26 protein-coding genes are annotated in these 25,622 nt (G+C 66.8%); 5 read left to right on the top strand and 21 right to left on the bottom strand.

Features of this window, described 5'->3' with window-relative positions; genetic code table 11:
- Positions 1-24 precede the first annotated feature (24 nt).
- Positions 25-579, top strand: a complete 555-nt coding sequence (locus ACVCMC_RS04170; protein ID WP_395118787.1) for a DUF3228 family protein — start codon at positions 25-27, stop codon at positions 577-579.
- 72 nt (positions 580-651) lie between these two features.
- Here ACVCMC_RS04170 and ACVCMC_RS04165 read toward each other — a convergent pair whose 3' ends face one another.
- On the bottom strand, positions 652-1,704 hold the full coding sequence (locus tag ACVCMC_RS04165) for an NAD(P)-dependent alcohol dehydrogenase (RefSeq protein WP_447098765.1): 1,053 nt from the start codon (positions 1,702-1,704) through the stop codon (positions 652-654).
- A 215-nt stretch (positions 1,705-1,919) separates the two neighbouring features.
- Between ACVCMC_RS04165 and ACVCMC_RS04160 the strand changes: the two genes are divergently transcribed.
- Positions 1,920-3,419 (top strand): catalase, encoded by a 1,500-nt coding sequence (locus tag ACVCMC_RS04160; RefSeq protein WP_447098764.1) that lies wholly within the window; start codon positions 1,920-1,922, stop codon positions 3,417-3,419.
- A gap of 56 nt (positions 3,420-3,475) precedes the next feature.
- On the opposite strand, the gene ACVCMC_RS04155 is transcribed toward ACVCMC_RS04160, so the two are convergent.
- Positions 3,476-4,456 carry an IS110 family transposase gene (locus ACVCMC_RS04155; protein ID WP_447097690.1) on the bottom strand — a complete coding sequence of 327 codons (981 nt, stop codon included), beginning with the start codon at positions 4,454-4,456 and terminating at the stop codon, positions 3,476-3,478.
- 484 nt (positions 4,457-4,940) lie between these two features.
- Between ACVCMC_RS04155 and ACVCMC_RS04150 the strand changes: the two genes are divergently transcribed.
- Together ACVCMC_RS04150 and ACVCMC_RS04145 are read left to right on the top strand one after the other, a co-directional pair.
- A complete protein-coding gene (locus ACVCMC_RS04150; protein ID WP_395118793.1) occupies positions 4,941-5,441 on the top strand; it encodes a PepSY domain-containing protein in 501 nt (166 codons plus the stop codon).
- A 201-nt stretch (positions 5,442-5,642) separates the two neighbouring features.
- Positions 5,643-5,840, top strand: a complete 198-nt coding sequence (locus ACVCMC_RS04145; RefSeq protein ID WP_395118795.1) for a hypothetical protein — start codon at positions 5,643-5,645, stop codon at positions 5,838-5,840.
- A gap of 6 nt (positions 5,841-5,846) precedes the next feature.
- Here the strand turns inward: ACVCMC_RS04145 and ACVCMC_RS04140 are convergent, their stop codons facing one another.
- From ACVCMC_RS04140 to ACVCMC_RS04095, 10 genes are all read right to left on the bottom strand, one after another.
- Complete coding sequence (locus ACVCMC_RS04140) at positions 5,847-6,464, bottom strand: Fic/DOC family protein (protein WP_447098763.1); 618 nt, start codon at positions 6,462-6,464, stop codon at positions 5,847-5,849.
- Positions 6,465-6,490: 26 nt separating this feature from the next.
- Positions 6,491-7,693: an enoyl-ACP reductase FabV gene (fabV, locus tag ACVCMC_RS04135; protein ID WP_447098762.1), complete on the bottom strand. Its 1,203-nt coding sequence runs from the start codon at positions 7,691-7,693 to the stop codon at positions 6,491-6,493.
- 222 nt (positions 7,694-7,915) lie between these two features.
- Positions 7,916-8,119, bottom strand: coding sequence for a cold-shock protein (locus ACVCMC_RS04130; RefSeq protein ID WP_136259031.1), 204 nt, complete (start codon positions 8,117-8,119; stop codon positions 7,916-7,918).
- Positions 8,120-8,269: 150 nt separating this feature from the next.
- Positions 8,270-9,031, bottom strand: a complete 762-nt coding sequence (locus ACVCMC_RS04125; protein WP_447098761.1) for an S-methyl-5'-thioinosine phosphorylase — start codon at positions 9,029-9,031, stop codon at positions 8,270-8,272.
- Between the two features lie 143 nt (positions 9,032-9,174).
- On the bottom strand, positions 9,175-9,738 hold the full coding sequence (locus ACVCMC_RS04120) for a hypoxanthine-guanine phosphoribosyltransferase (protein WP_395118805.1): 564 nt from the start codon (positions 9,736-9,738) through the stop codon (positions 9,175-9,177).
- On the bottom strand, positions 9,735-10,748 hold the full coding sequence (gene nagZ, locus ACVCMC_RS04115; protein WP_447098760.1) for a beta-N-acetylhexosaminidase: 1,014 nt from the start codon (positions 10,746-10,748) through the stop codon (positions 9,735-9,737). Before nagZ ends, ACVCMC_RS04120 begins: the two co-directional genes overlap by 4 nt.
- A complete protein-coding gene (locus ACVCMC_RS04110; RefSeq protein ID WP_447098759.1) occupies positions 10,742-11,263 on the bottom strand; it encodes a CYTH domain-containing protein in 522 nt (173 codons plus the stop codon). Before ACVCMC_RS04110 ends, nagZ begins: the two co-directional genes overlap by 7 nt.
- 114 nt (positions 11,264-11,377) lie before the next feature.
- Complete coding sequence (gene rlmD / locus ACVCMC_RS04105) at positions 11,378-12,715, bottom strand: 23S rRNA (uracil(1939)-C(5))-methyltransferase RlmD (RefSeq protein ID WP_395118811.1); 1,338 nt, start codon at positions 12,713-12,715, stop codon at positions 11,378-11,380.
- Between the two features lie 111 nt (positions 12,716-12,826).
- Entirely contained in the window at positions 12,827-13,435 is a 609-nt protein-coding gene (locus ACVCMC_RS04100) for a YdbL family protein (RefSeq protein ID WP_395118813.1), read from the bottom strand.
- A 97-nt stretch (positions 13,436-13,532) separates the two neighbouring features.
- Positions 13,533-15,566: a hypothetical protein gene (locus ACVCMC_RS04095; RefSeq protein WP_447098758.1), complete on the bottom strand. Its 2,034-nt coding sequence runs from the start codon at positions 15,564-15,566 to the stop codon at positions 13,533-13,535.
- A gap of 45 nt (positions 15,567-15,611) precedes the next feature.
- On the opposite strand from ACVCMC_RS04095, the gene ACVCMC_RS04090 reads away from it, so the two are divergent.
- Positions 15,612-16,343 (top strand): response regulator, encoded by a 732-nt coding sequence (locus ACVCMC_RS04090; protein ID WP_447098757.1) that lies wholly within the window; start codon positions 15,612-15,614, stop codon positions 16,341-16,343.
- Between the two features lie 170 nt (positions 16,344-16,513).
- Here the strand turns inward: ACVCMC_RS04090 and recO are convergent, their stop codons facing one another.
- The 9 genes from recO to rpoE all read right to left on the bottom strand — a co-directional run bounded on the left by recO (position 16,514) and on the right by rpoE (position 25,534).
- Complete coding sequence (gene recO, locus ACVCMC_RS04085) at positions 16,514-17,263, bottom strand: DNA repair protein RecO (protein ID WP_395118819.1); 750 nt, start codon at positions 17,261-17,263, stop codon at positions 16,514-16,516.
- Positions 17,264-17,439: 176 nt separating this feature from the next.
- Positions 17,440-18,372, bottom strand: coding sequence for a GTPase Era (gene era, locus ACVCMC_RS04080; protein WP_395118821.1), 933 nt, complete (start codon positions 18,370-18,372; stop codon positions 17,440-17,442).
- 78 nt (positions 18,373-18,450) lie between these two features.
- On the bottom strand, positions 18,451-19,110 hold the full coding sequence (gene rnc / locus ACVCMC_RS04075) for a ribonuclease III (protein WP_447098756.1): 660 nt from the start codon (positions 19,108-19,110) through the stop codon (positions 18,451-18,453).
- Positions 19,111-19,113: 3 nt separating this feature from the next.
- Positions 19,114-19,497 (bottom strand): DUF4845 domain-containing protein, encoded by a 384-nt coding sequence (locus ACVCMC_RS04070; protein ID WP_395118825.1) that lies wholly within the window; start codon positions 19,495-19,497, stop codon positions 19,114-19,116.
- Between the two features lie 188 nt (positions 19,498-19,685).
- Positions 19,686-20,576: a signal peptidase I gene (gene lepB / locus ACVCMC_RS04065; RefSeq protein ID WP_395118827.1), complete on the bottom strand. Its 891-nt coding sequence runs from the start codon at positions 20,574-20,576 to the stop codon at positions 19,686-19,688.
- A gap of 101 nt (positions 20,577-20,677) precedes the next feature.
- Positions 20,678-22,471 (bottom strand): translation elongation factor 4, encoded by a 1,794-nt coding sequence (gene lepA, locus ACVCMC_RS04060; protein WP_395118829.1) that lies wholly within the window; start codon positions 22,469-22,471, stop codon positions 20,678-20,680.
- A 176-nt stretch (positions 22,472-22,647) separates the two neighbouring features.
- Positions 22,648-24,117, bottom strand: a complete 1,470-nt coding sequence (locus tag ACVCMC_RS04055; protein WP_447098755.1) for a Do family serine endopeptidase — start codon at positions 24,115-24,117, stop codon at positions 22,648-22,650.
- A 167-nt stretch (positions 24,118-24,284) separates the two neighbouring features.
- Entirely contained in the window at positions 24,285-24,944 is a 660-nt protein-coding gene (locus ACVCMC_RS04050) for a sigma-E factor negative regulatory protein (RefSeq protein ID WP_395118833.1), read from the bottom strand.
- Positions 24,941-25,534 carry an RNA polymerase sigma factor RpoE gene (gene rpoE, locus ACVCMC_RS04045; RefSeq protein ID WP_395121396.1) on the bottom strand — a complete coding sequence of 198 codons (594 nt, stop codon included), beginning with the start codon at positions 25,532-25,534 and terminating at the stop codon, positions 24,941-24,943. Before rpoE ends, ACVCMC_RS04050 begins: the two co-directional genes overlap by 4 nt.
- Between the last annotated feature and the right edge of the window lie 88 nt (positions 25,535-25,622).

The following is a 25,622-nucleotide window of genomic DNA, read 5'->3' as shown; positions in this document are numbered from 1 at the left end:
CCCAATCCCGAATCCCGGCCTTCCATGCCTATCGTCCTCACTCCCTTCGCCCGCACCCGACTGTTCCCTCGCGATCGCCGCCGCAGCGCGATCCAGGATTGCACCGCCGAGGAGTTCGAGCAGCGCCTCAACATCGAAGCACCGCTGAAAGTGCTCGACGGCTACGCGCCGTTCTGCAAGCTGCACGTGCACCGCAACTGGACCTCCACGCGCTGCACCGCCACGCCGATCACCGAGGCCAACCGCCACCTGCTGCGCTCGGCCTACGAGGCGCGCAGCACCGACGAATTGCCGGTGCTGGTGCGCTGGTTCGAAGGCATCGACCCGCCGGTCGCCAACTATCTGCTGCCGATCCTCTACAGCCGCGAACAGCTGGCGAAGGAAGGTTCGCCGATCGACGCCGACTGGGGCGTGGTCGGCTGCCTCTACACGGCCGAGCCCGAAGAGATCCCGATGGTGCCGATCACCATGCTGCGCAATGCGCTGGGCGTGGAAGAAGGCGGCTCGGGCGTGCCACTGGATCGCGCGGCCTATCGGCGCGCCGTGGCGTTCTGGGAACGGCACGCGAACTGGCGCTGAGCAGGGCAAGCCGCGAAGAGCGACCTCGCCCCGGCCCTCCCCTGCCATCGCAGGGGAGGGAGCACATGCGGATCAACTGGCCAGCGAGCTGTTGTCGATCACGAAGCGGTACTTCACGTCGCCCTTGACCATGCGGTCGTAGGCCTCGTCGATCTGCTGCGCGCGGATCATCTCGATGTCGGAGACGATGCCCTTGTCGGCGCAGAAGTCCAGCATCTCCTGCGTCTCGGCGATGCCACCGATCAGCGAGCCGGCAATCGCACGACGCTTGAAGATCAGGTTGCCGATGTTCGGCGTCGGATGCGGGTGCTCCGGCACCCCGACCAGCACCATGGTGCCGTCGCGCTTGAGCAGGCTGGTGTAGGCATCCAGCGAGTGGCTGGCGGCGACGGTGTTGAGGATGAAATCGAAGCTGCCCGCGTGCGCCTTCATCTCGCCGGCGTTGCGCGATACCACCACCTCGTTCGCGCCCAGGTCCAGCGCCGCCTGGCGCTTGCCGTCCGACGTGGTGAAGGCCACCACGTGTGCGCCCATCGCGTGGGCAAGCTTCACGCCCATGTGGCCCAGCCCGCCGATGCCGACCACGCCGACCTTGCTGCCGGGGCCGACCTTCCAGTGCCGCAGCGGCGAGTAGGTGGTGATGCCGGCGCACAGCAGCGGCGCGACGGCAGCCAGTTGCGATTCGGGGTGGCGGACCTTCAGCACGAACTTCTTGTCGACCACGATGCGCTGCGAGTAGCCGCCCAGCGTGTGCCCGGGCGCGTCCGCGGTCGGGCCGTTGTAGGTGCCGACGAAGCCGTTCTCGCAATACTGCTCCAGCCCTTCGTCGCAGGCTGCGCAATGCTGGCAACTGCCTACAAGGCAACCCACGCCCACCGTATCGCCGACCTTGAAGCCGGTCACCTCGCCGCCTACGGCGCTCACATGGCCGACGATCTCGTGACCCGGCACGCAGGGATACAAGGTGCCGCCCCATTCGGAGCGCACGGTATGCAGGTCGGAATGGCACACGCCGCAATAGGCGATCTCGATCTGCACGTCCTGCGGACCGGGCGCGCGGCGCTCGATGTCGAGGGCTTGCAGGGGCTTGTCGGCGGCATGTGCGCCGTAGGCTTTGGTGGTCATGGCGGTTCCTTGGCTCGGGGATGGGGAGAAAATGCAGGGTTCGACCTCGCACGATATTCCTGATCGCGCCGATTCTCCATCCCGTGGCCGGTTTCGCACGCGCTGCAGCGCGGCCTATCGTCCCGATTGGAAATACCGAATGGCGTGCCCGCGCGGTTGGAGGCAGACTGGGTCCGGTCACCTCGACCAACCTGCATCGAAGGAGGCAAGTCCCCATGTCCCACGACAAGAACAAGTCCGCCAGCGGTTCCACTACCGGCGCCGGCGCCCCTGCCGTCAGCGATCGCAACTCGCTGAGCATCGGCCCGAACGGCCCGCTGCTGCTGCACGACGTGCACTTCCTCGAACAGATGGCGCACTTCAACCGCGAGAAGGTGCCCGAGCGCCAGCCGCACGCCAAGGGTGCCGGCGCGTTCGGCGTGCTGCAGGTTACCGAGGATGTGTCCCGTTACACGCGCGCGGCGCTGTTCCGGAAGGGCGCGAAGACCGACATGCTGGCGCGCTTCTCCACCGTCGCCGGCGAATCGGGCAGCCCGGATACCTGGCGCGACGTGCGCGGCTTCTCGCTGAAGTTCTACACCGACGAAGGCAACTACGACCTGGTCGGCAACAACACGCCGGTGTTCTTCCTGCGCGACCCGATGAAGTTCCCGCACTTCATCCGCAGCCAGAAGCGCCTGCCGGATTCGGGCCTGCGCGACAACCACATGCAATGGGACTTCTGGACGTCCAATCCGGAAACCGCCCACCAGGTGACTTACGTGATGGGTGAGCGCGGCCTGCCGCGCACCTGGCGGCACATGAACGGCTACGGCTCGCACACCTATATGTGGATCAATGCCGCCGGCGAGAAGTTCTGGGTGAAATACCATTTCCACACCCGCCAGGGCATGGCGTTCTTCAACAACGCCGAAGCGGCCGCGATGGCCGGCGAGAACGCCGACTTCCACCGCGCCGACCTGTTCAACGCGATCAAGCGCGGCGAATTTCCCGTGTGGGACCTGTCGGTGCAGGTGATGCCGTATGCGGAGGCGAAGAACTACCGCTTCAATCCGTTCGACCTGACCAAGGTGTGGCCGCACAAGGACTACCCGCTGATCAAGGTCGGCACGATGACCTTGAATCGCAATCCGGAGAACTTCTTCGCGCAGATCGAGCAGGCCGCGTTCTCGCCGGGCAACACCGTGCCGGGTATCGGCCTGTCGCCGGACAAGATGCTGCTCGGCCGCGCGTTCGCCTACGCCGATGCCCAGCGCAACCGCATCGGCACCAACTTCCACCAGCTGCCGGTGAACCAGCCCAAGGTGCCGGTGAACACGTACATGTTCGACGGCCAGATGGCCTACCACCACAGCGGCAACGCCCCGGTGCATGCACCCAACAGCGGCGGGCGCCCGTGGTCGGACGACACCGGCCCGGTCGAAAACGGCTGGGAAGCCGACGGCGAGATGGTACGCAGCGCATACACGCAGCACGCGGAGGACGACGACTTCGGCCAGGCCGGCACCCTGGTGCGCGAGGTGTGGAACGACGCCCAGCGCGCGCAGTTCGTCGATCAGGTCGCCGGCAGCCTGCTCGGCGGCGTGCGCAGCCCGGTGCTGGAACGCGCCTTTGCTTACTGGAAAAGCGTGGACGCGAAAATCGGCCAGCAGATCGAGGACAAGGTCCGTGCCGGCAGCGCATCGGAACCGACCGAGGGCATGGGCGAAGGTTGATCGCCCTCACACCCTGTCGACTCCCGTCACACCCGTAGATACCGTCTTGCCGTCCGTCAGGCAAGCGCGATGCTGGGGTCGAAATTCTTACCTGAGCGGATAACCCCCCAAGCGAGGTGGAGCAGCTTGCGCATGGCGGCACCCAGCGCCAGTTTGCGTGGCTTGCCGCGAGCGACCAGTCGATCGAACAAGGCGCGCACGGCGACGTTGTGGCGGATCGCCGTCATCGCCGGCATGTAGAGCTTGGCGCGCAACAAGGCGTGACCGAGCTTGGACAGGCGGCTTTGACCGACCCACTTGCCCGACTCGCGGATGGCGGGATTCATGCCGGCGAAGGCATCGAGCTTGCGCGGGTCGTCGAACCGGCGCAGGTCGCCCGCACAGCCCAACATGAAGGCCGCCGTCAGCTCGCCAATCCCCGGAATGGAGGTCAGCAGGCCGGCATCGCGGCGTAAGTCCGGATCCGAGTCGATGTGGTTGTCGATTTCCTTCTTCAGCTCTGCGATCTGGGCGTCCAATGTCTCCATCACGTCGGCGATGGAGCCGCGCACCGCCTGATCGCTGACGTCCAGCCGGTTGCGTTCCATCTGGCGCATGCCCTCCAGATCGTTCAGCCGGTGGATCAGGGCGCGCAGTTTGCGCTGGGCGGGCGTGGGCGGCACCCACGGCCGCAAGGTGGTGCCCACCTGCAACTGCGCCATCGCAAAGCGGGCGATCAGCTTGGCATCGGCATGATCGGTCTTGGTCCTCGACAACTCGCTCTTGGCATAGGCGGCGACCTGGGCCGGGTTGGCCACGTAAACGGTCACGCCGCGCTCGACCAGGAAAGTGGCCAATGCTTCGTGATACACGCCCGTCGCTTCCATGCACACCGCCGCTCCCGGCACGTGGCGATCCAGCCAGTCGCTCAGCAAGGTGAAGCCGGCGGGCGTGTTCGGCAACTTCGCTTTGGTGCGGTACTTGCCCTTCGGTTCCAGCGGCGCGGCCACGTCAAAGGTTGCCTTGGCCACGTCGATGCCAACCATGGATTCTGTCATCAGCCAATCCTCGTTCGGTTCAGGTGTCCGACCATCGAAGATCCGCCAAGCCGATCCTTACACGTGCAGGCTCACGCCAGGGGCGGGCCTAAGATACCGTTGCAGCTTGCGGCAGATAAAACGGAACGGGGGCGCGAATCTACGGCGCAGGCGCGAAGCCAGAGGAGCCCGACGGCGTCTCCCCGTTCCCACCGATGATCAGTCGGCGATTCTCCCCCAACCTCCGAGGAGAATCGACACATAAGGAGCCCGCTCGCGGGCGATGCTCTTGTCGGGTGTCGGGGTTCGACAGCCGCAAACCAAAACAGCATCGCCCGCGAGCGGGCTCCTACTGGCGACGGCTTCCCGGTGGCACTGTCTGCTGAACCAGCATTCATCACGTTCACGCAGCCATTTCACCGGCACTGCTTCCATCGGACTCCCCATGAGTCGGCGCCCGGCCAGTCCTGGCCGGCTGGCGACATCACCGAAGAAGGAGTCACTGATGACCAAGCACACACTTCCGCTGTTGATCGGCCTGTCCGTGTGCACGGCAGCCATGGCGCAGCAGGCGCCCGCCCCCGCGCAATCCGGCACCACCACGCAGATCGTCACCACGACCACTCACTGGGGCACGCAGCCGCCGGAAGGCGCGCTGACCGAGGACGCCATCAAGACCGCGATCGCCAATGCCGGCTACAAGGAGGTCAAGGGACTCAAGTTCGAGGACGGCGTGTGGCGCAGCCAGGCACGCGGCGGCAACGACCAGTGGGCGAAGATCACCGTGGGACCGGTCAGCGGCAAGGTCTACGTCACCGACGCCCCGTCCAGGCTCAACAAGGACGAAATCAAGGCCAAGCTCACCGCCGCCGGCTACGAGAAGATCCACGACGTGGAATACGAGCACGGCCTGTGGAGCGCCGAAGCCGACACCGCCCGCGGCACCGATGTCGAACTGCTGGTCGACCCCGACGACGGCAGCGTGGTGGCCAAGTCGCGCGACTGACATGGCGTTTGCCGACACTGAAAACCCGATGCCTTGATGGCATCGGGTTTTTCATTTCAGGGGCGGCTCAATCGAAATGCTCCATGTCTTCCGGCAAGCCCAGCCAGGAATGCTGACGCCCTTCGTAGACCGATACCTGCGGCGGCGGAAAACTCGGGTCGGCGCCATTCAGCCAATTGCGAACAGGCCTATTAAGGTATAATGGACGCCGTGAAGTCCGCCAAGCCGACCATCCCCAACAAGAAGCCGCTCCGCGCCGCCAAAGCGCCCAGCCAGCGGGCCATCGTCCGTGCAGTGGCCAGTTCCACCGCTATCGAAACCGGCAAGAGCATCCGCCAGGTCGAAGAGTCCTTGCTCGGCAAGAACCCCAAGCTTCGCGGAATCGCACTGGCAAGCTGACTCCTCTCAGTTCACCAGGGCCGCTTCAACCAATCGCTGCATCGGCCGGTAGTCGTTCGCCATGCCGGCTCGAATGGCGCCGAAATACGCTGCCTTGTCTGCCTCCCACGCGCTGTAGTCGAGTGGCCCGCGCCCCGCCTGTACCACCATGACGTCGGCCAATAGGCGCGACAGCCGCCCATTCCCCTCGCGAAATGGGTGAATCAGGATGAGTTCTACGTGGGTCATGGCGATCGCTTCTATCAATGAAGCATCATCAATGTCATGGCAAGGCGTGAAACGTGCAAGACAATCGCGTTCAAACACCGTCAACAGACGGGGAACCTGCGTTGCCGCGGCAAAATGGAAATCGCCCTTGCCCATGTTGACCGAGCGCTCCATGCCAGCCCAGTCATATACATTGCCGAGCCACCGACGATGCCAGGTTTTCAAGTCCGCCACGTACAGGCGCCGATCAGGCAATGCCTCCAACAGCACCGCCCGGTAGATCTGCCCCAATAACTGCAGTTCGACTTCGTCCATCTCGTCTGGATCGGTCACGCCCAGCTTGTTCCGCAAGACCCGGTCGTCCGAGCCAGGCTCGTGGCTGCCTTGGGCCTCACCGGCTTCGTAACGGTTACTCATGCAGACGCGTCCCCCATCTCCTGCCCTCACATCTCCACACAATCAAACCGCCGATCCGCTTCCACCTCGGCGTCGTAGTCCACGTCGTCGCGGTCGAAGCCGAACAGCTGCAGGAACTCGTGCTTGTAGCCGGCGTAGTCGGTGATCTGCTTGAGGTTCTCGGTGGTGACGGTGGGCCAGATCGTCTTGCAGGGTTCCTGCACGTCGTCGCGCAGTTCCCAGTCATCCAGGCGCAACCGGCCTTCATCGTCGGTAGGCGCGGCCGCACCATCAGCACGGTAGAGGCGGTCATGGAACAGGCGGTTGGCCTGCTCGATCGGGTTTTCGTGGATGCCCTTCTCCTTCATGATCTTGAAGGCAATGGAGACGTACAGCGGGATCACCGGGATGGCGGCGCTGGCCTGGGTGACGACGGACTTCATCACGCCCACGTAGGCGTCGAGGCCGGGGTGGCGGCTGCGCAGTTCACGGGCCGTGTTGTCCAGGTGCTGCTTGGCCTGGCCCAGGGTGCCGTGCCAGTACATCGGCCAGGTGATCTCGGTGCCGATGTAGCTGTAGGCGATGGTCTTGGCGTGTTCGGCCAGCACGCCGGCGGCGCTCAGCGCGTCGATCCACAGCGCCCAGTCCTCGCCGCCCATCACGGTGACGGTGTCCTTGATCTCCTGCTCGGTGGCCGGCTCGACGGTGGCCTCGATCACGGTGTCCTTGTTGGTGTCGACCGAGGTGTTGTGGAACGGCTCGCCGATGGTCTTCAGCGCCGAGCGCACCACTTCGCCGGTGTCGGGCAGCTTGCGCACGGGCGAGGCCAGCGAGTAGACGACCAGGTCGATCGGGCCGCCCATCTCGTTCTTGATGATCTCGATGGCCTTGGCGCGCGTCTCGTGGGCGAACGCGTCGCCGTTGATCGACTTGCTGTACAGGCCGGCGGCCTTGGCCGCCTTGTCGAACGCGGCGGCGTTGTACCAGCCGGCGGTGCCGGTCTTGTCGTGGCTGCTGGGCTTCTCGAAGAACACGCCGAGCGTGGCGGCGCCGTAGCCGAACGCGGCGGTGATGCGCGAGGCCAGACCGTAGCCGGTGGAGGCGCCGATCACCAGCACGCGCTTGGGGCCCTTGCTCTTGTCGTGGCCGGCGGCCTGGGTGATCGCGATCTGGTCGAGCACGTTGCGCTCGCAGCCGACCGGGTGGGCGGTGACGCAGATGAAACCGCGGACTTTGGGCTTGATGATCACGAGGAGCTCCTGGGGTGTTCGGCAATTCCCCATATTAACCAAGCGACGCGGCCATGCGCTGCCGTAGGGGTCTCGACTCGTGGTGTGGCCCTTCGACTTCGCCGCTGCGCGGCTACGCTCAGGGTGAACGGATGGGGCTTCCGGTTGGGGGCTCGCGCAAAAAAGGAAACCCCGCAGCGAGTGCGGGGTTTCCTTTGCATCATGCGACGCGGGGTCGGCCGATCAGGCGGCTTCGACCGCCGAGGCCTGGGCGCCCTTGGGACCTTGGGTGACTTCGAACTTCACCCGCTGACCTTCCTGCAGGCTGCGAAAGCCCTTGCTGGCGATCGCCGAAAAATGGACGAACACGTCCGCTCCCCCGTCCTCAGGTGCGATGAAACCGAAACCCTTGGCGTCGTTGAACCATTTGACCGTACCGAAAGTCATTGCGTGAACCTCTGGATCCATGGAATGGTGCGCCAGAACTGGTGCGGCTGTCCCCCCGGCTCGCCGCGCTGGCCGGGGAAAAGTAGCAAGAGGTGAAGCCGCATTGCAATACGAAGAAGTCCGGTCCGTGCACAAATTCACCGGATGCCCTCAGACCCGCAGCAACTCGGCCAGGATGCGCGGCACGTCGGCGGTGGCGGCGGCGAGGTGGGCGAAGATCTCCTCGATGCTGATTTCCGCCTCGTCGCCGCAGCCGGCGGCAAAGTTCGCCACCAGTGCCAGGCAGGCATAGTCCAACTCCAGTTCGCGCGCCAGTACGGCCTCGGGCATGCCGGTCATGCCGACCAGGTCGCAACCGTCGCGCTTCATGCGGGCGATCTCGGCACGGGTTTCCAGCCGCGGCCCCTGGGTGGCCCCGTAGCAGCCGCCGTCGATGGCCGCCACGCCGGCCGCACGCGCCGCATCAAGCAATTGCCGTCGCAACGATTCGGCATACGGCTCGCTGAAGTCGATGTGTTTCACCTCGGCGCCTTCGACGTCGCAGTAGCTGGTGAGGCGGCCGTGGGTGTAGTCGATCAGCTGGTCGGGTACCACGATTACCCGCGGACCCATGTCGTCGCGGATGCCGCCGACGGCATTGACGCCGACCACCCGCCGCGCGCCCAGGCTGTGCAACGCCCACACGTTGGCGCGGTAGTTGACCCGGTGCGGCGGCAGCGTGTGGCTCTCGCCGTGGCGGGCGAGGAAGGCGATGCGCTTGCCGGCGAAGTCGCCGACCACGATGTCGCCGGAGGCCGGGCCGTAGGGCGTGTCCACCGTGTGCCGCTCGGCATTTTCCAGGCCCGGGAAGTTGTACAGGCCGCTGCCGCCGATGACGGCGAGGTCGAGGGGGGTAGTTTCGTGATGGGGCATCGTAATGATCCGTTTTCAGGTTGCAGCCAGAAATTCACCACCGTTCACCTTGAGCGCAGCGCAGCGAAGTCGAAGGGTGATCGGCTGGGGTAGCGCAAGCGCAAATTCGAAGCGCCACAGTTGTGCGCCCTGGTCCCGAATCCCTATTCCCCATTCCCGGCCTTCAACGCGTAGATGCCCGGCAGGTTGCGCCCCTGCTCGTAGTAGTCCATGCCGTAGCCGAACACGAAGCGGTCGGGCAGTTCCACGCCGTTGAAATCCGAGGCGATGCCTTCGACCAGACGGTCGTGGCGCTTGGTGCACAGGCTGGCGATCAGCACTTTTTTCGCACCGCGCTTGTAGCAGTCTTCGCGCACTTCCTTCAGCGTGTGGCCTTCGTCGAGGATGTCGTCGACCAGCAGCACCACGCGACCGGCCAGCGACACGGCGGGTGCACGCAGCCAGTGCAGCGTGCTGCCGGTGGTTTCGCCGCGGTAGCGGGTGGCGTGCACGTAGTCGAACTCCAGGTCGGTGCGGATCGCCAGGGCCAGCTGGCCGGCGAAGATCAACGCGCCGTTCATCACGGTGAGGAACACCGCGCGCTCGCCGCCGAGCACGGCATCGATGCGTGCGCCCATGTCGGCGATCACCGGCTCCAGCGCCTCGCGGGCATACAGCAGGTCGGCCTGCGCCAGCGCATCGGCCAGGGAGGGATGTGCAGTGTTCATGCGTTTCCTTCGGCGTGCAACGCCGTGATGCGGGCGACGAAACGGTCGCGCTGTGGATTGTCCGCGAGGCCGGCCCAGGTGGCGCCAATGGCGCCGCGCAGCGTGGCGATCGACGCGGGCATGGCGCCGGTATCGGCAGGCAGCGCGGCCAGTGCCTCCTCGACCACCTCGGGGAAGCAGGCAAGCACCAGGTCGCAGCCGGCGTCGAGGTGCGCCCTCACTCGCCCGCCCACGCTGCCGGCCGCGCCGGCGGCGGCCATGCTGATGTCGTCGCTGATCACCGCGCCGGTGAAGCCCAGTTCGCCGCGCAGGACCTGCTCGATCCAGACTTTCGAATAGCCGGCTGGACGGCTGTCCACGGCCGGGTAAATGACGTGCGCCATCATCACCGCTTCGACGCGTGCCTCGATGCATTCGGCGAACGGGCGCAGATCGTCGCGGCGGATCTCGTCCAGGCCGCGCGGGTCGACCGCCGCCACCTTGTGGGTGTCGCCGATGACCGAGCCATGCCCCGGGAAGTGCTTGAGCACTGCGGCCATGCCGCCCAGGTGCATGCCGCGCACGTAGGCCTGGCCCAGTTCGCCGGCCACCGCGGGATCGGCGTGGAAAGCACGCAGGCCGATAGCCGCGTTGCCACGGGCGAGATCGACCACCGGCGCGAAACTGAAATCGACGCCGCTGGCGCGCAGTTCGCTGGCCATCACCCAGGCGTGCTCCTCGGCCAGGCGGATCGCATCAAAGGGGTCGCGGTCGTAAACGGCACCGATCGCTGCCAGCGGCGGCAGCCGGGTGAAGCCGTCGCGGAAGCGTTGCACCGGGCCACCCTCCTGGTCCACCGCGATCAGCAGGTGCTCGCCGCCGGCATCGCGGATCGCCTCGCACAAGGCCATCAACTGCTCGCGCGAACGGTAGTTGCGCGCAAACAGCAGCACGCCGGCGACGCCGGGCGCGCGCAGCCAGCGTTTCTCGGATTCGGCCAGTTCCGGCGCGGCCACGCCGATCATCAGCATGCGGCATCCTCGGCGGCGCGCTCGGCCGGCGACCATTGCCGGTACGGATGCGCGATCAGGTTGACGTTGTAGTAGCGCGTCAGCGCGCTCACCTCGCGGCCCAGCCACGCCGGCCGCGGAAATGAGGCATCGACTGCAGGCAATTCGACCTCGGCGACGACCAGGCCGGCGTTGTCGCCGCCGAATTCGTCGACCTCGAACAGTACGCCGTCGACGCGGACATGATGGCGGACCTTCTCCAGCACGCCGTCGCAGAGGCTGGCCAGCATGACGCGCGCATCGGCCAGCGGTATCGGGTAATCGAATTCGGCCCGCGCGATGCCGGAAGTGGCGGCCTTGATGTTGAGCCACGCCTGCTCACCGGCCAGCCGCGCGCGCACCGAGGCGCGCGCGTGGCCCTCGCGCAAGGCCTGCGCACCGACCAGGTAGCCCTGCGCGATCGGCTCGCTGCGCTCGATCGCGGCGCGCCACTCGTCGGTGGCCAACAGGAATTTGCGTTCGATCTCGATGGGCATAAAAGTCAGGAGTGAACGGAGAGAAGTGAGAAGTGAGAGAGAGCAAGAACAAGAGCGTCAAGCATGCACTGGATTTCTCTCACTTCTCACTCCTCTTCATTCACTCCTCGCTCCTCAGCGCTCGAACAGCGCAATCGATTCGACATGGGAGGTATGCGGGAACATGTCCATCACGCCGGCCGAGGCCAGCCTGAAGCCGTGCCGGTTGACCAGGATGCCGGCGTCGCGCGCCAGCGAGGCGGGATGGCAGGAGACGTAGACGATGCGTCTGGTCGCCTTGTGCGGCAGGTAGTCGAGCACCTTGTCGGCGCCGGCACGCGGCGGGTCGAGCAGCAGCTTGTCCCACGGCTGGCGCGCCCACTCGGTGGCGCGCTGGTCCTCGAACAGGTTGGCGACGTGGAAGCGCGCGTTGGCGATGCCGTTGCGCGCGGCATTCTGCGCGGCGCGCTCGACCAGGCCGTGCTCGCCTTCCACGCCGACGACCTCGGCCACCCGCCGCGCGATCGGCAGGGTGAAGTTGCCGAGGCCGCAGAACAGGTCGAGCACGCGATCGGCCGGCTGCGGATCGAGCAGCTCCATCGCGCGCGCCATCATCAACTGATTCATGCCGGCGTTGACCTGCACGAAATCGAGCGGCTGGAACTCCAGCTCGACGTCGGCGAAGCGCGCGTCCCCACTGGCGATCGTGAAGGCCAGCCGCGGGTTTTCCGGCCACAACGGATGCACGCTGCTGATGCCGCCCGGCTGCAGGTAGATCGCGAAACCGTGCTGCCGGCCGAACGCGACCAGCGCGGCCTGGTCGTGTTCGCTGAGCGGCTGCATGTGGCGGAACACCAGCGCCATCAGCTCGTCGCCGGCGGCGAATTCGATCTGCGGGATGTCCTCGGCCGCATCCATGGTGCCCAGCAGCTCGGCCAGCAACCCGACCTTGGGGCCGAGCGCCGGATGCATCACTTCGCATTGCCGGATCTCTGTGACGAAACGCGGGTTCTGCTCCTCGCGGAAGCCGACCAGCACGCGGCCCTTCTTCGCCACGTTGCGTACCGACAGCCGACCCTTGCGCCGATAGCCCCATGGTTCGGCGGTGAGCGGCGGCAACCAGGCTTGTGGCGTGACCTTGCCGATGCGCTCGAAGTTTTCGGCCAGCACGCGTTGCTTGGCGGCGATCTGCGAGGGCGCATCGAGATGCTGCAGCGAGCAGCCGCTGCACTGCGCGAAATGGCGGCATTTCGGTTCGACCCGATGCGGCGAGGCGGTGATCACCTCGACCGTTTCCGCCTCGTCGAAATGCCGGTGCCGCTTGCGCAGCTTCGCCATCACCCGCTCGCCGAGCAAGGCCCCGCTGACGAACACCGTCTTGCCGTCGATCCGCGCCACGCCGCGGCCATCGTGGCCGAGGTCGGTGATGTGTGCTTCAAAGGGTGTGGGCGAGACCGAGTTGGAACGTGACATGGGGCGCAGACAGAAGGGCTGGCCGCCAATTATCACAGATCGGGCCGGACCGCGCCCCCGTAGGGCGGGCACTGCCCGCCCTACGCGGTAGGGATCACTTTGCGGCGGAAGCTATTTCTTCTGCCAGGCGCCGGCGGCGTTCTGGTAGTACCAGCCGGCGTGCGCCTTCTCGATCCATGTCTTGGCGAAGGCGGTGCGGATCTGCGCCTCCCATTCCGGGTGGTTGTTGGCGACGGCGATCTCGCGGTACAGCGCGGCGCGGTCGCGGTTCTCCTCGGCCACGGCGGCATTGGCCTGGGCGCGCTGGCTCAGCGGCACCTTCGCCGCGTCGCGCATGGCCACCATGCCGTCGTGGGTGAAGCCGACCGCGCCGCTGTCCAGCAGCTGGCCGAGGATGCCGCCGATGCGCTGGTTCATGCGCGCATGAATGGCGTCGGTGGCGCTGGTGTGGACGCGGAAATCCGGCGTCTCGGCCGCCTGCGCGGCGGGGATCAGCAGGTCGAGCAGCATGGCCGAGGGGTGCCCGGCGTCGCTCTTCGGCGCCGGCGGCGGCTCCTTCGCGGCCGGCTTGCCGGCGGCGTCGGCCTTGTCCAGCACGCTGCCGATGAACTGGTCGGCGGCCTTCTGCGCCGCGGCTTCGGGGAAGTACACGTTGATCGTGACACAGCCGACCAGCGCCACGGCCATGGTGGTCAGGATGACGTAGACGAGCTTGCGCATGACGTGACTCCGGTGCTGAAAAGTAAGTATGTGCAGAAAACCCGTTCTCGTGACTTTCGATCGCCAGTCCGGGTTTGGAGGTCGAATCGGCAACCGCTCAGTGAATCTCGGGCCCGCTGCCGCTGATGGCGTCCTGCAGCCGCTTGACCAGGGTGGGCCAGTCGACCTCGGTCTGGTGGCCGATCACCTGCAGGCGCGGCAGGCCGCTGCCTTCGACGATAGTGTAGCCACCGTCGGTCGGTTCCAGACCGCTCATCTTGCACACGGTGCCCTGCAAGGTGCAATTGAGGCCGATGCGCTGGTAGCCGAACGTCTTGAACAGTTTCAGCATCGCGCCCTGCAGGCCGGCAGCCACGCCGCCGCCACCGACCGAGGTGAGGTTGTTCACCGCGCGCTGGCTGATCCGTCCGCCGTCGCCGGCGAGCAGGCTGGCCTTGAACGCCACCGGGCTCCAGTCGACCAGGCGCAGGCCCTGGATGCTGCCGTCCAGCCGCCCGGTGATGCTGCCGAAGTCGAACACGCTGGTGATCGCACCGAGATCGAGCTGCTTCAGGTCGATATCCGCGCTGAGCACCGGACTGGTCCCGAACGGTTGCTGCAGGGACAGCCGGGTGATGTCGACGAAGCCGTCGAACACGTGCGCGCTGAGCCCGCCGCCGAGTTCCAGCCGGTCGTCGACCCAGCGCAGCGAGGGCACCGCGCCGGCCAGCGTGCCGGGGAACGCGGGCCAGCCCATCGCCTGGCTGAACGCCTTCATGTCCACGCCGGTCAGCACCAGCGAGGTCGCCAGCCGCTGGCCGGCAGCCGCGGCGGGGGACCAATCGAACTGGCCGATCTGCAGCTGGCCACCCAGCACCGGCATCGTCAGCGGCTGCTGCAGGCTCAGCATGCCGTCATGGCTGCGCCAGGTCGATTGGGCCGCGCCGTTCTCGATCCGGTAGAAACCCAGCCCGCGCCAGCCCAGCGTGGTGACGGGCCGGTCGCCCTTGGCCGACCAGTCCAGCGCGCCGTGCAGGCCGTCGATCGCCAGGCGCCCGGCAGCGTCGGTCAGGTCGAACCCATCGGTCTTGAACGCGAAGCTGCGCAGGGAATCCTCACGCCAGTCGACACTGGCGTCGATGTCGCCGGCCACCGTGAGGTCCTGCAGGCCCATCGTGTCGAGCCAGGAGCGCCCGTAACGTTCGTACGCCGCCGGGAAGCTGGCGTGCAGGCGGTCCAGCCGCAAGGCGCTCGGCGCGCCTTTGGCATCGAACGCCAGCGCGCCGGAGAGCTGCAGCGCATCGGCATCGGTGAAACGCAGGCGGCTCAGCTCCACCGCCCCGTCCGCAGCGTTGGCATGCAGATTCAACTGCACGGGATGATCGGGCAGCTTGGCGTAGAGCGGACCCAGCAGCAGCTCGCCCCCGCGCAGGCCTGCATCGAGGTCGATCTGTGCCGGGCCATCGCCGTAGTCGAAGTTGAAGCGGCCATTGCCGCTGACGCCCCGCCCGGCAAGCGTGCCGCTGGGCGTGTCGAAACCCACCTCGTGCAGACTGAACTGGCCGGAGGAACGCAGGCCCGGGTCACGCAGGTCCAGTGCCAGCTCGGCATCCACCCGGCCGGCGGTGGTGCGGCCGGACCAGACGGTGCCGAGCAGGCCTTGCAGCCAGCCTGCCGGCAGGTTTGTCACACGGATCTGCGCATGCGTGGGCTGATCCAGCGGCAAGGCGCCGCTGAGCGTGGCCTGGCCCTGCAACACGTCGATCTGCAAGGTGTTGGCCGCCGGGCTCACCTGCACCTGCACCTGCGCATCGGCGAGCGCGCCGCCGGGCGCGCGGGCCAGCTTGAGGTTGCCGTCCAGCACCCAGCCCATGTGCTCGTTGCGGCGCAGGCTGCCGGCAAGATCCAGCGGCAGGCGGCGCCAGCCCATGGCCGGCAGGTCGGCCTTGTCCGCATGCAGCGACACGGTGAGCGCGCCGGCGCCGTCCTCGCCCAGGCGCAGCGTCACCGCCTGCAGTTGAAGTCCCGGCATGCTGATCGACCTGGCCGACAGCAGCACGTCGGCCCGCGCCGGCGCGAACCAGAGCAGACCCAGCAGGAGGCCGCAACACAGCGCGAAGCGGCTCGAAATGTGGCTTGAAGTCGGGCGCATCTCGGGCCATTCTGCCAAATCCAGATGAACGACAAGGATTTCGTCTTGAGCGAGCGCCCGGAATCTTGCAGTTCGTCCCTCCGCCAGGCACCCCGCCCCTACGTTCTGGTCGCCGATGACGACCCCGGCAGTTGCCGCTTCCTCAGCGACGGGCTGCGCTCACTGGGCGCCACGGTGGAGACCGCCGGCAGCGGCCGGGAAGCGCTGGAGCGCGCCGGTGCGGGCAAGTTCGACCTGTTGCTGCTCGACTGCCGCATGCCCGGCGGCGGCGCCCTGCACGTGCTGGAGCAACTGCGCGCCGATGTCCGCTCTGCCTCCGTCGACAGCACCGCCGTGGCCACCAGCGCGGACATCGCGCCGGCCGACCGCGACGACCTGCTGGCGGCAGGCTTCAGCGACATCCTGCTCAAACCCTGCACCCTGACCGACCTGCGCCGCGTGCTGGCGCTGATCCAGGCCGAGTCGTCGTCCGTGCTGGACGATGGCGCGGCGCTCTGCAGCAGCGGCGACGCCACCACGATGCGTGCGTTGCGCCTGTTGCTGCGCGAGGAACTCGCGCTGCTGCAAGGCGAACTGGACCAGCTCAGCGCCGACCGCGTCGCATTCGCCGAACGGCTGCACCGGCTGCGTTCCTCATGCGGATTTTGCGGTGCCACGGCGCTGGCCGAACAGGCGGTGCGACTGCAGCGGCAACTCCTGCCCGACGGCTCCGCGCCCGCCGCCTTGGCCAGCTTCCGCCGCGTGCTGGCCGCGACGCTGCAGGCGCTGGACAGCTAGGAGCGTGGGCGGTAGAAACTTTCGAGGCGAAAAAGTGGCTGCGTGAGGACAGATTTTCGACGATTCGCCGGCCCATAGTGGTTCTACGAGCAGGAAGCGGCGGAAATATGGACCGCGCAGACGCTTTTGCAGCCCGGGAGATTTCTACCGCCCACGCTCCTGGCGCGGACTCACGCCGGCGGCTTGGCGCGGTCGCTGCCCGCGGCGGGAGCGCGGCGCGAGACCGCCATCGACAGCACCCGCCACGCGCGCAACTCGCCGCCGCCGAGGTGGAAGCGGATGATTTCGCGCATCAGGTCGCGCAATGCTTTCAGGCCGTGCGGGTCGGGCATGCGGTCGTGCGCCAGTGCCAGCAGGTCGGCGCCGCGCATCGCGCGGGGCGCGTCGGCGGCGCAACGCCGCGCGCCTTCCTCGACCTGGTAGCGATACCACGCGTCCGGCTCGATCACCTCGCCGGTGTCCGCCTCGTGCAGCAACGGCAGGCCGTAACCGGTGGCCTGCAGCAGGTCGCGTTCGAAGCGGCGCAGGCTCCAGCTGATCGACTCGCCCGTGGCCAGCCGCGCCAGCGCTGCGGCATAGGCATCGAACAGCGGCCCCAGCGGGTCCTGCCGCCCGGTCAGGCGCACCACCAACTCGTTGAGATACAGCCCGGCCAGCGCCGCGTCGCCTTCCAGTCGCTGCGGCGTGCCGACCGCCTCGACGGCGGTGAGCGTGGCCATCTCGCCGCGCAGCAGCAGACCCAGCGCCAGCGGCTGGAACGGTTCGAGCTGCGCACGCCGCAACCGTGCACGCTCACCGCGCACGCCCCGCGCCACCACACCCAACCGCCCATGCTCGCGGGTCAGGCACTCCAGCAACAGCGACGTCTCGCGATACGGCCGCGCGTGCAGGACATAGGCGGGTTGCTGGTCGATGCGCATGGCTTGGGGGCTGGGAATAGGGAATGGAGAATAGGGAACAGGAGAGCAGTGGTCGCCTTGGCGATTCCCTACTTCCTGTTCCATAACTCGCAGAAAGCCAAAATGGGAAAACGGGATGGGAGAGCGGCGGATTCGGCTTTGACGATTCCCTATTCCCTATTCCCCATTCCCTGCTCTCAATCCGTATACCCGAATTTCTTCAGCATGTTTTCGTCGTCGGCCCAGCCTTCGCGGACCTTGACCCACAGGCGCAGGAACACTTTGCGCTCGAACATGCGCTCCATGTGGCGGCGGGCGCCGGAGCCGATCGCCTTGAGCTGGGCGCCGCCCTGGCCGATCACGATGGCTTTCTGGCCGGCGCGCTCGACCCAGATCACGGCGTGGATTTCGGCGACGCCGTCCGGCCGATCCTCGAACTGCTCGATCTCCACCGTGGTGGCGTACGGCAGCTCCTGGTCCAGCCGCAGCATCAACTGTTCGCGCACCATCTCGGCGGCGAGGAACCGTTCGCTGCGGTCGGTGACCTCGTCGACGCCGTAGATCGGCGCGCGTACCGGCAGGCGCTTGATGATGGCCTGCTCCAGCGCCTGCAGGCCCTGTTCCTTCAACGCGCTGACGTAATGGATCTCGTCGTACTGATGGTGCTGCGCCAGTTCGGCCACGAACGGCAGCATCACGGTCTTGTCCTTGTTCAGATCGACCTTGTTGATCACCAGCAGGCGCGGCGCGGACTGCTCGACCAGGGCGGTGTACAGCGCCTCGTCCTCGTCGGTGAAGCGACCGGCCTCGATCACCTGCACCACCAGGTCCACGTCGCCGATCGCCGAGCGGGCGGCGCGGTTGAGACTGCGGTTCATCGCCCGCTTGGCGCCCCGGTGCAGGCCCGGGGTGTCCACGTAGAGGATCTGCCCGGCCTCGTTGGTGTGGATGCCGAGAATGCGATGGCGCGTGGTCTGCGGTCGCGGGCTGATGATGGACAGGCGAAAGCCGATCAGCGCGTTGAGCAGGGTCGACTTGCCCACGTTCGGGCGTCCGGCCAGGGCCACGGTGCCGCAGCGGAAATCCTCATGCGGCAGGCTGCCGTCGGCGATGTCGAGGGGGTCGTTCATGGTGGCAGGCTCGGCGAGTCGGAGGGCAAGTGTAGTGCGTGGAAGGCGCGCGCACGGTGAACCCGCGGCGCCGGCGGCTCAGGAGTCGCGCGCCAGTTCCAGCAACTGGCCGAGCACGCTCTCGGCGGCATCCTGTTCGGCGGCGCGGCGGCTGCCGGCCGTGGCAGCGGCGACGATCTGCAGCGGTTCGCTGATGCGGCAGGTCACGTCGAAGGTCTTGGCGTGGTCCTCGCCGTGGCTGTCGACCAGCTCGTACTGCGGCAGCGGCCAGCCCCCGGATTGCAGGTGTTCCTGCAGCCGGGTCTTGGCGTCCTTGGACGAGCGTCGCAGCGCGGCGACGCGCTCGCCGAACAGGTCGCGCACCAGGCTGCGGCAGGTGTCGAAACCGGCATCCTCGTACACCGCCGCCACCAGTGCCTCGAACGCATCGGCGAGGATCGAGTCGCGACGGAAGCCGCCGCTCTTGAGCTCGCCGGGGCCGAGCTTCAGCTCGTCGCCCAACTCCAGCTCGCGCGCCACCACGGCCAGCGCGTTGCCGTTGACCAGTTGCGCACGCAGCCGCGACAGCTCGCCTTCGCTGGCCTTGGGATGCACCTCGTAAAGCAGCTCGGCGATGATCGCGCCCAGCAGCGCATCGCCGAGGAACTCCAGCCGTTCGTTGTTGGGCTTGCCGGCGCTGCGGTGGGTCAGCGCCAACTGCGCCCAGGCCGGATCACTGAATCGGTGACGGAGCTTCAACGTCTACTCGCCGACATTGCCCTGCAGCGGCACGCTCTTGTTGAAGTGCAGCAGGAAGTCGATGTTGTACATGAACGGGATCTGCTTGTCGTAGGCCACGGTCAGCACGCTGGTGCCGCCGGCGTCGCGCTTGATGGTGATGTTGGCCGGCTTGACGGTGGCATCGTCGACGTACTGGAAGCCGAGCTTGAACATCAAATCGCGGCGGATCGAGTCCAGCGACTTGCCATTGGTGCCTTCGGTGGCGATCTGGTTCATCGCCTTGGTCACGCCCATGTACTCGGAATACGACGGCGCCAGTTTCATCGCCATGTAGGCAAAGAAGCCCACTACCACGATGATGAGCAGGAAGCCGATCAGGGTGATGCCCGACTGTTTCGATTTCATAGTCCCCTCGCTATGCCGCCTGGGCGGCCGTTCGATCTGTGGATGTCCCGGTGTCGCCCGCACCCGCCGCACCGGCCCGGCCGGGGCCGATGGCGCCTGCGGATTCTCGCACTTGTTGGCCGCAGGCGGGGAGCGGGCGGCACGATCGCATCACGTTTTCGCGGTCGCGCGCCTGGCCGGAGGATGCGTCAGTGGATGACCGTGCCGATGCGCGAGAAATCCACGCCGCCGGTGCCCCAGCCCTTCCAGCTCATCCAGATCAGGAATGCCTTGCCGGCCAGGTTCTGCTCCGGCATGCAGCCCCACCAGCGGCTGTCTTCACTGTTTTCGCGGTCGTCGCCCATCACCAGATAGCAGTTGTCGGGCACCACCGCAGGCATGTTCGCGTTGGGCACCGGCGGCGTGGGCATGCGGTCGGGCATGCGCGCGATCAGGTGGGTCACCTTGCCCAGGTGCTCTTTCCAGATGGTGGCGCCGTAGGCGAGCAGTTCCTCGTCCGCCGGGCGCGCGTGGTTGCCCTTGAACGGGCCGATCTTCTCGGCCGGCACCGGCTTGCCGTTGATCACGATCTCGCTGTCGCGGATCTGGATGGTGTCGCCGGGCAGGCCGATCACGCGCTTGATCCAGTTCTGGTTCGGCACCGGAACGCTGCAGTCCGCATTGCCGCCGTGCACTACCGTGCCGTCGTCGCGATGGCAGGTGAAGCCGGGCCAGCGGAACACCACCACGTCGCCGCGCTCGGGTTCGCCCAGGTCGAGGATCTTGTTGTTGAACGCCGGCAGGCGCAGGCCATAGGCGAACTTGTTGACCAGGATGAAATCGCCCACGTCCAGCGTCGGCATCATCGAGCCGGACGGGATGCGGAACGGCTCGGCCACGAACGACCGCAGCAGCAGCACCACCAGCACCACCGGGAACAGCGAGCGCGCCCAGTCCACCGGCATCGGGTCGCGATACTCCTCGCCCGCCGCGTCCAGCCGCGCCTTGCGCTTCTTGTACAGGAACAGCCGATCCAGCCCCCACACCACGCCGAACAGCACGGTGAGGCCAAGCAGAATCGCCGCAAAATCAAATTCCATGAGGGGCTCCCTTTGGAGCCAGGAATGGGGAATCGGGAATGGGGAATAGTGAAGCCGCTCTTCCTATTCCCGATTCCCGATTCCCTATTCCCGGCCTTTGGCTATTTATCCACTTTCAACACGGCGAGGAAGGCTTCCTGGGGGATCTCGACCCGCCCGACCTGCTTCATCCGTTTTTTGCCTTCCTTCTGTTTCTCCAGCAGCTTCTTCTTGCGGCTGACGTCGCCGCCGTAGCACTTGGCCAGCACGTTCTTGCGCAATGCCTTCACCGTCGAGCGGGCGATGATCTGCGCGCCGATCGCGGCCTGGATCGCCACGTCGAATTGCTGGCGCGGAATCAGCTCCTTCATGCGCTCGACCAGTTCGCGGCCGCGGCGGTCGGCGTGGCTGCGGTGCACGATCAGGCTCAGCGCGTCGACGCGCTCGCCGTTGATCAGCACATCGGTGCGCACGAACGGACCGGCCTCGAACCGGTCGAAGTGGTAATCCATCGAGGCGTAGCCGCGCGAAACGGACTTCAGCCGGTCGAAGAAATCCATCACCACCTCGGCCAGCGGCATCTCGTAGCTGATCTGCACCTGGGTGGCCAGGTACTGGATCGAACGCTGCACGCCGCGCTTTTCCTCGCACAGCTTGATCACGCTGCCGATGTAGTCCGGCGGGGTGAGGATGTTGGCCACGATGATCGGCTCGCGGATTTCCTGGATCAGGCTGGAGTTGGTCGGCAGCTTGGCCGGGTTGTCCAGTTGCAGGATCGAGCCGTCGCTGAGCAGCACCTCGTAAACCACCGTGGGTGCGGTGGTGATCAGGTTGAGGTCGTATTCGCGCTCTAGCCGCTCCTGCACGATTTCCATGTGCAGCATGCCGAGGAAGCCGCAGCGGAAGCCGAAGCCCATCGCCTCGGAGGACTCCGGCTCGAAGAACAGCGCGGCGTCGTTCAAGCGCAGCTTGTCCAGCGCCTCGCGCATCGCCGGGAAGTCGTCCGACGACACCGGGAACAGGCCGGCGAACACGCGCGGCTGCATGGTCTGGAAGCCCGGCAGCGGCGCCGCGGCCGGCTTGCCGGCGTGGGTCAGCGTGTCGCCCACCGGCGCGCCGTGCACGTCCTTGATCGAGGCGTTGATCCAGCCCACTTCGCCCGCCGACAGCTTGTCCAGCTTCTTGCGCTTGGGCGTGAACACGCCGACGTCGTCGACCTCGTGGCTGCGCCCGGTGGACATCACCAGCAACTTGTCGCCGGGCTTGATCTCGCCCTGCATGACGCGCACCAGCGAGATCACGCCGAGGTAGTTGTCGAACCACGAGTCGATGATCAGCGCCTGCAGGCGATCGGTGTCGCGCGGCTTGGGCGGCGGGATGCGCGCCACGATTGCCTCCAGCACCTCGACCACGTTGAGCCCGGTCTTGGCGCTGATCGCCACCGCGTCGGTGGCGTCGATGCCGATCACCGCCTCGATCTCGCCCTTGACCTTCTCGACGTCGGCGGTGGGCAGGTCGATCTTGTTGAGCACCGGCACCACTTCCAGGCCCATCTCCACCGCGGTGTAGCAGTTGGCCACGGATTGGGCCTCGACGCCCTGTGCCGCGTCGACCACCAGCAGCGCACCCTCGCACGCGGCCAGCGAACGGCTCACCTCGTAGGAGAAATCCACGTGGCCGGGGGTGTCGATGAAGTTGAGCTGGTAGGTCTTGCCGTCGCGCGCGGTGTAGGGCAGCGACACCGACTGTGCCTTGATGGTGATGCCGCGCTCGCGCTCGATCGGATTGTTGTCCAGCACCTGTGCTTCCATCTCGCGGTCAGCCAGACCGCCGCAGATCTGGATGATGCGGTCGGCCAGCGTGGACTTGCCGTGATCGATGTGGGCAATGATGGAGAAGTTGCGGATCAATTCCATGGAGCGCGAGCGGCCTTTCGGTCGTGGGGTCCGCCGCCACGCACCATGCATGACGACGCGCCGCCCCGAGGCGACGCCAACCCCGCATTATCGCATGGAACACCCGTCCGGCAGGCATCCGCGAGGGGATCGGTGCCGCCCCGCGACGGGCGGCACCCTTGCCGGGCGAGGTCCGGCTACTTCCCGTCCGGCACGGTCAGGCCGATGAACTGGCTCTGGTCGCCGCGGCGCACCAGCAGCAGGACCGTGCTGCCCGCCTTGACGTCCTTCGTGGCCGCCTCGAACTCCGCCACGCTGCCGATCTTGCGCTGGTTGACCATCAGGATCACGTCGCCGGCGCGCAGCCCCGACTGCGCCGCCACCGGACCGGTGATGGCGTCGATCACCACGCCCTGCCCGTCCTTCAGCCCGAGTTGCTTGCGGGTATCGTTGTCGAGCGACTGCACGCTCAACCCCAGCGCGGCCGAACCGCTGCGCGCGGAGGGCGAGCCGGCGCTGCGGTTGTCCACGGCATTGCCGTCGCGCTTGGCCTCACCGATGGTCACCTGCACGGTCTGCTTCTTGCCGTTGCGCAGGATCTCCACCGGCACCTTGCTGCCCGGCTTGGTCATGCCCACCAGCGGCGGCAGGTCGGCGGCCTGCTGCAGGTCGTGGTTGTCGTAGGCCAGGATGATGTCGCCGGCCTGGAGGCCGGCCTTGCCGGCACCGCTGTCCGGGTCCACGTCGACCACGGCCGCGCCGACGCCGTTGTCGAGCTTGAACGCCTTGACGATGTCGTCGCTGACCGGCTGGATCGTCACGCCGAGTTGCCCGCGCGACACGTAACCCTTGGTCTTCAGTTGCTGCACCGCGTTCATTGCCACGTCGATCGGGATCGAGAACGACACGCCGAGATAGTCGCCGGTGTTGGAATAGATCTGCGAATTGATGCCGACCACCTGGCCCTGCAGGTTGAACAGCGGGCCGCCGGAGTTGCCGCGGTTGATCGGCACGTCGGTCTGGATGAAGGAGGTATATGGCTGGTCGCGCTGGCCCAGGTTGCGGCCCACCGCGCTGACGATGCCCTGGGTCACGGTGTAGTCGAAGCCGAACGGCGAGCCGATCGCGAGCACCCACTGGCCCGGTTTCAGGCTGCGCGAATTGCCGATGGTCACCGTCGGCAGCGCACCGCCGGCATCGACCTTGAGCAGGGCGATGTCATAGGTCGGGTCGGTGCCGACCACCTTGGCGGTCAGCGTGCGGCGATCCTGCAGGCGCACGGTGACTTTGTCCGCATGGTCGACCACGTGGTTGTTGGTGAGGATGTAACCGTCGCTGGAGATGATGAAACCCGAACCCAGCGAGGTATGCCGCTGCTCCTCGGGCGAGGGCATCATCGGCATGCCGAAGAAGCGCCGCAGGATCTCGGCGCCCGGGTCGTTGGGCATGCCCTGCCCCGGTCCCATCTGGCCCTGCACGCGCATCGAGCGATTCGGTTCGCCGGTGTACCGGGCCTCCACGTGCACTACCGCAGGGGCGTTCTGCTGCACGATGCCGGTGAAATCCGGCAGCGCCGCGGCGGCCGCCGGCTGGGCCTGCACGCCGCCGACCCCGGCCAGGCCCAGCAGGGCGCAACAGGCCAGCGTACGCAAGATGGAATGACTCATGACTCCTCCTTGGGTTTGAACTGCAGCCGGCGCGAACCGGCGATCAATGACGACGCGGCAAGCGGGCCGCGGCACAGTCGAGCGGCCGCACAACACCTTCGGCGCAGGCGCCGAGGGGACATCCGCATCAACAGGATTTGCCGCGAACCATCACTCGCCCGACAATCTCAGCGCCGGCCGGCAGCGGCCTGGTGCGAGGCATCCGGTGCCGGGTCGAGCAGCAGCAGATAGCTGCCGTCGTTGTTGTCCAGGGTGCGATAACGATGCATCGCCGGGTAGGTCGACATCCGCCGCGCATCACGCGACTGGCCGTCGTCCAGCGGCGCGCCCAAGGTAGCCGAAGCCTGCTGGCTGAGCAGGCCGGCTGCGTTGCCGCTGAGCCATGGCGGCACCGAAGGCGGTGCTGCCGGCGTGCTCGCCGGCGTCGACAAGGTCACCTGGCTGGTCCCCGCCACCACGGCGGAGTCCACGCGGCCGGCATCGCCCGCCGGCTGGCTGATCATCAACGCCGCGGCGGCCACGCTGGCGGCGATCACGCCACCGCCGGACCAGCGCAACCAGGCGTGCCGTCGCGACGGCGCCGCGGCGGCCACCGTCTCCTGCTCGATCGCCAGCATCACCCGCGCGGCGAAGCCGCCGGAGGCGCGCAGGGTGATCTCGCGGCGCAGGCCGTCGCGGGCAAAGTGGTAGCCCGACCATGCCTGGCGCAAGGCTTCATCGTGATCGAGTCGGCGCAACAGGAAACGCAACTGCTCGACAGGCAATTCGCCGTCCATGCTGGCCGAGAGATTCTCGAGGGCGTCCTGGTGGGTCTGTGCCTGGTTCATGTCGGATCCTCGCGGCCAGACAGCAGCGGCCGCAGCTTTTCGTCGATCGCCTCACGCGCCCGGAAGATGCGCGAACGCACCGTACCGATCGGACAGCCCATCGCTTCGGCGATTTCATCGTAACTGAGGCCATCCACTTCACGCAGGGTGATGGCGGTCCGCAGTTCCTCGGGCAGGGCTTGGACAGTGGAAAACACCGATTGTTCAATTTCCTGGCGCATCAATTCGTGCTCGGGGGTGGCGCTGTCGTGCATGCGCTCGGCCCCGGCCATGAACTCGGCTTCGTCCGCGTCGACGTCGCCGGAGGGCGGCCGTCGCCCCATCGCCACCAGGTGGTTCTTGGCGGTGTTGACCGCGATCTTGTACAGCCAGGTGTAGAACGCGCTGTCGCCACGGAACGAGCCGATCGCGCGCCAGGCGCGGATGAAGGATTCCTGCGCGATGTCCTCGCACTCGGCATGGCTGCGCACGTAACGCGAAATCAGCCCGATCAGCTTGTGCTGGTACTTGCGCACCAGCAGGTCGAAGGCGCGCTTGTCCCCCTGCTGGACCCGCTCGACCAGCGCGCGGTCCAGTTCGTTTTCGCCCATGCGGGCCGTGTCCATCGTCAATGCCGTCATCCGCTGAGGGTGCCTGGGGTGAGCTGAACCCGGCGCTCAGACCACGAGCGGCCCACCG

This window comes from Rhodanobacter sp. UC4452_H20 (assembly GCF_052978205.1).
The sequence above is the reverse complement of the archived record's forward strand: the minus strand, read 5'-3'. Positions and strand labels throughout refer to the sequence as shown.

What these genes read in the sequence shown, in the direction of transcription:
- ACVCMC_RS04070 (WP_395118825.1), bottom strand. Translation starts at nt 19,497, where the DNA reads ATGAAATCGAAACAGTCGGGCATCACCCTGATCGGCTTCCTGCTCATC.
- ACVCMC_RS04150 (WP_395118793.1), top strand. Translation starts at nt 4,941, where the DNA reads ATGACCAAGCACACACTTCCGCTGTTGATCGGCCTGTCCGTGTGCACG.
- recO (WP_395118819.1), bottom strand. Translation starts at nt 17,263, where the DNA reads ATGCGCATCGACCAGCAACCCGCCTATGTCCTGCACGCGCGGCCGTAT.
- ACVCMC_RS04055 (WP_447098755.1), bottom strand. Translation starts at nt 24,117, where the DNA reads ATGAGTCATTCCATCTTGCGTACGCTGGCCTGTTGCGCCCTGCTGGGC.
- ACVCMC_RS04120 (WP_395118805.1), bottom strand. Translation starts at nt 9,738, where the DNA reads ATGAACACTGCACATCCCTCCCTGGCCGATGCGCTGGCGCAGGCCGAC.
- ACVCMC_RS04125 (WP_447098761.1), bottom strand. Translation starts at nt 9,031, where the DNA reads ATGCCCCATCACGAAACTACCCCCCTCGACCTCGCCGTCATCGGCGGC.
- ACVCMC_RS04140 (WP_447098763.1), bottom strand. Translation starts at nt 6,464, where the DNA reads ATGAGTAACCGTTACGAAGCCGGTGAGGCCCAAGGCAGCCACGAGCCT.
- ACVCMC_RS04165 (WP_447098765.1), bottom strand. Translation starts at nt 1,704, where the DNA reads ATGACCACCAAAGCCTACGGCGCACATGCCGCCGACAAGCCCCTGCAA.
- ACVCMC_RS04110 (WP_447098759.1), bottom strand. Translation starts at nt 11,263, where the DNA reads ATGCCCATCGAGATCGAACGCAAATTCCTGTTGGCCACCGACGAGTGG.
- ACVCMC_RS04095 (WP_447098758.1), bottom strand. Translation starts at nt 15,566, where the DNA reads ATGCGCCCGACTTCAAGCCACATTTCGAGCCGCTTCGCGCTGTGTTGC.
- rlmD (WP_395118811.1), bottom strand. Translation starts at nt 12,715, where the DNA reads ATGTCACGTTCCAACTCGGTCTCGCCCACACCCTTTGAAGCACACATC.
- ACVCMC_RS04145 (WP_395118795.1), top strand. Translation starts at nt 5,643, where the DNA reads ATGGACGCCGTGAAGTCCGCCAAGCCGACCATCCCCAACAAGAAGCCG.
- ACVCMC_RS04170 (WP_395118787.1), top strand. Translation starts at nt 25, where the DNA reads ATGCCTATCGTCCTCACTCCCTTCGCCCGCACCCGACTGTTCCCTCGC.
- rpoE (WP_395121396.1), bottom strand. Translation starts at nt 25,534, where the DNA reads ATGGGCGAAAACGAACTGGACCGCGCGCTGGTCGAGCGGGTCCAGCAG.
- nagZ (WP_447098760.1), bottom strand. Translation starts at nt 10,748, where the DNA reads ATGCTGATGATCGGCGTGGCCGCGCCGGAACTGGCCGAATCCGAGAAA.
- lepB (WP_395118827.1), bottom strand. Translation starts at nt 20,576, where the DNA reads ATGGAATTTGATTTTGCGGCGATTCTGCTTGGCCTCACCGTGCTGTTC.
- ACVCMC_RS04160 (WP_447098764.1), top strand. Translation starts at nt 1,920, where the DNA reads ATGTCCCACGACAAGAACAAGTCCGCCAGCGGTTCCACTACCGGCGCC.
- ACVCMC_RS04100 (WP_395118813.1), bottom strand. Translation starts at nt 13,435, where the DNA reads ATGCGCAAGCTCGTCTACGTCATCCTGACCACCATGGCCGTGGCGCTG.
- ACVCMC_RS04050 (WP_395118833.1), bottom strand. Translation starts at nt 24,944, where the DNA reads ATGAACCAGGCACAGACCCACCAGGACGCCCTCGAGAATCTCTCGGCC.
- era (WP_395118821.1), bottom strand. Translation starts at nt 18,372, where the DNA reads ATGAACGACCCCCTCGACATCGCCGACGGCAGCCTGCCGCATGAGGAT.
- ACVCMC_RS04130 (WP_136259031.1), bottom strand. Translation starts at nt 8,119, where the DNA reads ATGACTTTCGGTACGGTCAAATGGTTCAACGACGCCAAGGGTTTCGGT.
- lepA (WP_395118829.1), bottom strand. Translation starts at nt 22,471, where the DNA reads ATGGAATTGATCCGCAACTTCTCCATCATTGCCCACATCGATCACGGC.
- ACVCMC_RS04155 (WP_447097690.1), bottom strand. Translation starts at nt 4,456, where the DNA reads ATGACAGAATCCATGGTTGGCATCGACGTGGCCAAGGCAACCTTTGAC.